Source organism: Bathymodiolus azoricus thioautotrophic gill symbiont, assembly GCF_001298715.1.
Classification (GTDB): domain Bacteria; phylum Pseudomonadota; class Gammaproteobacteria; order PS1; family Pseudothioglobaceae; genus Thiodubiliella.
This window is the reverse complement of sequence record NZ_CDSC02000434.1, coordinates 1-4,418: the sequence shown is the minus strand read 5'-3', so window position 1 is coordinate 4,418 and position 4,418 is coordinate 1. Positions and strand designations below refer to the sequence as shown.

Here is a 4,418-nt window from a genome sequence, read left to right as displayed (position 1 = left end):
GAGAATATTTATCGCAAAACGCCAATTATTAAAAATGAACTTATTAACAGGAACAACCCATCGGCTCAAGCGAATGCAGGCCGTAGAAAACTATTGATAGCGTTATTAAATAATTCTGATAAACGAGATTTGGGTATTAAAGCATATCCCGCAGAAAAAAGTATGTATAAAGCTATCTTAGAAAGTAGCGGTATGCATAGGAAGGTCAAGGGCATTTGGGGGATTACACCACCTACAGACGCCAACTATTTGAAAGTGTGGGACATAATAGAAGAATTTTTTAATAATGCTAAAGACCAAGCGCAAAATTTTTCCACTTTAGATGCAATTTTGACCTCGCCCCCTTTTGGCATTAAAAAACCAGTATTACCTATTTTTTATATTGCAGTTTATTTATTTAATAAAGATGAAATTGCTGTTTATGAAGATCGCTTTTATGTTCCGTATTTTACAACTGAACATTTAGAGCGCTTCTTGAAACGCCCAGATACCTTTACTTTTCAACAATTTAAGATAGAGGGGGTCACTCAATCATTCTTACAAGAATATGAAAACAGTTTGTTAAATGGAAAAAAAGCACCAAATGTGCCAAAACTATTTCAAGCAATGGCTGTATTTATGCAAGATATTCCACCTTATACTAAACAAACTAAAAATATTTCCGAAGTAGCGCAAAAAGTAAGAGATGCTTTTAAAAATAACAAAAGCCCTCAAGATCTGTTGTTTAGAAAATTGCCAGAAGCATGTGGTTTTGATAAAAATAATACTAAAGGTTTTGGTGATGTGGTTAAGCAATCATTACAAGAAATTAAAAATGCTTATAACAAAATGATTAGTAATCAAATATTAATCCTATCAGAAAAATTTAATATAGAAAAATTAGAACAAGCTAAAGGAAAAGTAAAAACTAAATTGGTGGAATATGGGCAAAATTTGCAAACTTATTCTACAGATGAGGAGACAACAAATTTTATTAATATTATTGGTGAAGACTTTACTAATTTAGATTACTATTTTGAGCATATTTTAATATCTGTCAATAATAAACATCCTAAAGAGTGGACGGATACTGATAGTGATCTAGTCAAACAAAAATTATCAGAAAATATAAAATTAATTATCAATTTAGATAAAGTCAGATCTTATCATTCGAAAGATGAATTAACAGACCCTCAGGAAATAGCAATTATGGAGAATATTGAGATTTTATCTAATAATGCCAAAATAAGATTAGCGACCAAAATACTAAAAAGTGTATCGGTTCAAGTAGAGAGGGTTAAAAATGGCTAAAAAAGTAAGGCATGTATTGGGTATTTCAGGCGGTAAAGATAGTGCTGCTTTAGCTATTTATCTTAAACAACAAAATAAAATTCCTGAAATAGAATATTTTTTTACAGACACAGGAGTGGAATTACCTGAAATTTATACTTTTTTAGATAAATTAGAAATTTATTTAGGTAAGAAAATAGTAAGGCTGGGAAGTAAAAAAGATTTTTTTCATCATCTTAAAATGAAAGATGGGATGTTGCCATCGCCACAACAGCGCTGGTGTACTAAAGACATGAAGTTAGCCCCTTTTGAGGAATTTATTGGCAATGACGAATGTATTTCTTATATTGGTATTCGCGCCGATGAAAATCGTGAAGGCTATATTAGCAATAAAAAAAATATCAAACCAGTTTTTCCCTTTATTGAGGATAGCTTAGTTAGAGAAGATATTTTTAACTTATTAAGAGAAACTGTAGGTATCCCAGAGTACTATGAATGGCGCAGTCGCTCAGGTTGCTTTTTTTGCTTTTTTCAACGTAAAGAAGAGTGGTTAGGGCTAGCAGAACGATACCCTAAAGAATTTGCAAGAGCAGTTCAAATGGAAAAACAAGAGGGCGGAAAGGGCTACACTTGGATTCAGGGTATGACTTTAGAAGAGTTAATTGAACGCAAAGACGAAATTTTAGCCAACAGTAAAAAAAGAAAAGAACATCTTGCAAGGAAAAAAGATAATCGATCTTGGCAAGATATTTTAATAGAAGATGGACAAGATGATGAGAGCCAAGCTTGTTTGATTTGTAGTTTATAAAGGAGAAGTATGGAGCAAATTAATTGGCAACCATCGACTAACAGTATACTTGATTTGCAAGATTGGACGGATCATGATCGCTTGGAAATCAGGCCAGATTTTCAAAGAAGACTTGTTTGGGGTGAAGCGGCAAAAATAATGCTGATGGATACCATATTAAAAAATATACCCATGCCAAAGATATTTGTATCTAATTTAGTAAAAAACAATAGACCCTACCGTTCCGTAATAGATGGACAACAAAGAATTACTGCTATTTTGTCATTTATTAGAGATGAATTTTCTCTAAAAAAACCTTATGACGGAGAGTTTCTTAATAAAAATTTTAGCGAGTTGCCAGAAGAGATACAGTATAATTTTTTTAGATATAAATTGGATTTTAATGAGATAAATGATGCTTCAGACGATCAGTTGAGAGAAATATATTCACGTGTTAATAAATATTCTACTGTTCTTAATAGCCAGGAGTTGAGGCGTTCTGATTTTCCTGGGGATTTTTTGACATTATCTGAAAAATTAGCGGTTAATGCTTTTCTTAATGATACAAAAATTTTTACTATTACCAGTAGAAGAAGATTTGGCGATGCTGAATATGTGTCTGAATTGTTAGCAGGACTAATAGATGGTGTTCAAGATAAAAAAAATACATTAGATAATTTTTATAGGGATTATGCCGATTGGAATGTCATAGAAAAAAACAAAATAGAAAAGGAGTTTATTGAAATACTTAAAGACATACACTTAATTTTTAACGAAAAAGAACACATTGGACAAAGTGGACCATTAACCACTTGTTATCATGAAAAGATAAAATTTAAGGGATTTATTAGTAAAACAAGATTTAAGCAAAAATCTGATTTTTATGCTTTATTTTTTGCAATAAGAAAATTGAAAAAATTGAAATATGATATTGCAAATAAAAATTTGGAAAATTTAAGAATAGATTTAATGTTTATGCACAAATATACCAACCCTCATTCGGATATAAGCCTATTTAGGGAGTATGCTACAAGATGTTTGTCCGATGCAAATTCTAAAGTAAGCAGAGAGTGGAGAATTGATTTTTTATTTAAAATTTTATCTGGAACATATGGTGGTACTTCTGTTGAAAGTAATGAGCAACTAAGCAGTATAGCCCTTGATTGGGTTGAGATAATACAAAACAAGGATGGGTGTCTACCGTATTCCTATTGTGGAAAGTGTAAAGAGGATAATTTAAATTACGAAGATGAATACGGAAAAGTGCGTTTAAATAAATCACAACTATATTGGGACAATAAACAAACAAATTATCAATTAACTAATTCAGAGTTTATTTGCGGCAATTGTTTAAAAAAGAATAGTGAATAATTTTTCTCCTCCCAGTAAAGTAACAGGAATAAGTTTGAATGACTATGATATTTTAGAATTATTGGGAGAAGGAGGTAATGCTTCGGTGTATAAATGTGTTAACGAGGCAACATCTAGTGAATATGCAATCAAATTTCAAGTTAGATTAAATGGCAATAGAATTGATAGATTCAATAAGGAAATTAGATTAAATAAAGAAATTGGTAGTCACGAACATTTAATCAAATATATAGATAGTGGAAAATACAGAAAACACCCATTTATTATTATGACGCTTGCTGAGCAAGATTTAACGGAAAAATTTAAAAATCAAGAAAATTTTACTAAGGAAGAATATTTTTCTCAATTTAGAGGATTATCCAAAGCATTAGCTTGCTTACATAAACAAGCCATTCATAGAGATATTAAGCCAGAAAATATCTTGATTTCTAATGGAAGATGGTTATTAAGTGATTATGGCTTATGTAAGTTTGATAGTGATACGATGCAAGAGGCAATTACTAAAGATGGTGAAAAAGTAGGTCCTGCTTTTTGGATGTCTCCAGAGGCAAATAATCTTAATTGCGGCATTAATGATAAAATTAGCAAATCATCTGATGTATTTCAATTGGCGTCAGTATTTTGGTTGATTGTTAATCAAAAACACCCAACAGGAGTATTGAGAAAAGAAGATTGGTCTGGGCCTGAAAAATTATTTGAACCAATATATAATGCGTTACACAATGATAAAGATATGCGCCCTAAAAATGGAAGTGAGTTTGCTCAGCAAATTGAAGGGGCGATTATAGAGTAACTATAAAAGGATAAAATTATTATGGATATAAAAAATGTATTTAGTGTTGACACCGTCAATATGAAAAAATTATTTGTTGATGAGCAGGAAAAATGTTTTTATATTCCCGCTTATCAACGACCTTATTCGTGGAAAAAAGACGACATTAATCGGATGTGGGAGGATATTGTTTATGGATTAGAGCAACTGGATAATAGT

The 4,418-nt window shown here is 31.1% G+C and carries 5 protein-coding genes; all 5 read left to right on the top strand.

The genetic code is table 11. The features are described 5' to 3' along the window. Positions 1-93 precede the first annotated feature (93 nt). Entirely contained in the window at positions 94-1,290 is a 1,197-nt protein-coding gene (locus BAZSYMA_RS08270) for a hypothetical protein (protein WP_143243172.1), read from the top strand. Further along, entirely contained in the window at positions 1,283-2,077 is a 795-nt protein-coding gene (locus BAZSYMA_RS08265) for a phosphoadenosine phosphosulfate reductase family protein (protein ID WP_090717817.1), read from the top strand. The genes BAZSYMA_RS08270 and BAZSYMA_RS08265 overlap by 8 nt, the downstream gene beginning before the upstream one ends. A gap of 9 nt (positions 2,078-2,086) precedes the next feature. Continuing rightward, complete coding sequence (locus BAZSYMA_RS08260; RefSeq protein WP_241502601.1) at positions 2,087-3,427, top strand: GmrSD restriction endonuclease domain-containing protein; 1,341 nt, start codon at positions 2,087-2,089, stop codon at positions 3,425-3,427. Beyond that, entirely contained in the window at positions 3,420-4,220 is an 801-nt protein-coding gene (locus BAZSYMA_RS08255; protein WP_195910167.1) for a protein kinase domain-containing protein, read from the top strand. Before BAZSYMA_RS08260 ends, BAZSYMA_RS08255 begins: the two co-directional genes overlap by 8 nt. A 21-nt stretch (positions 4,221-4,241) precedes the next feature. Next, positions 4,242-4,418, top strand: a 177-nt coding sequence (locus tag BAZSYMA_RS10710; RefSeq protein WP_143243171.1) for a DUF262 domain-containing protein, incomplete at its 3' end; no start/stop codon positions are given.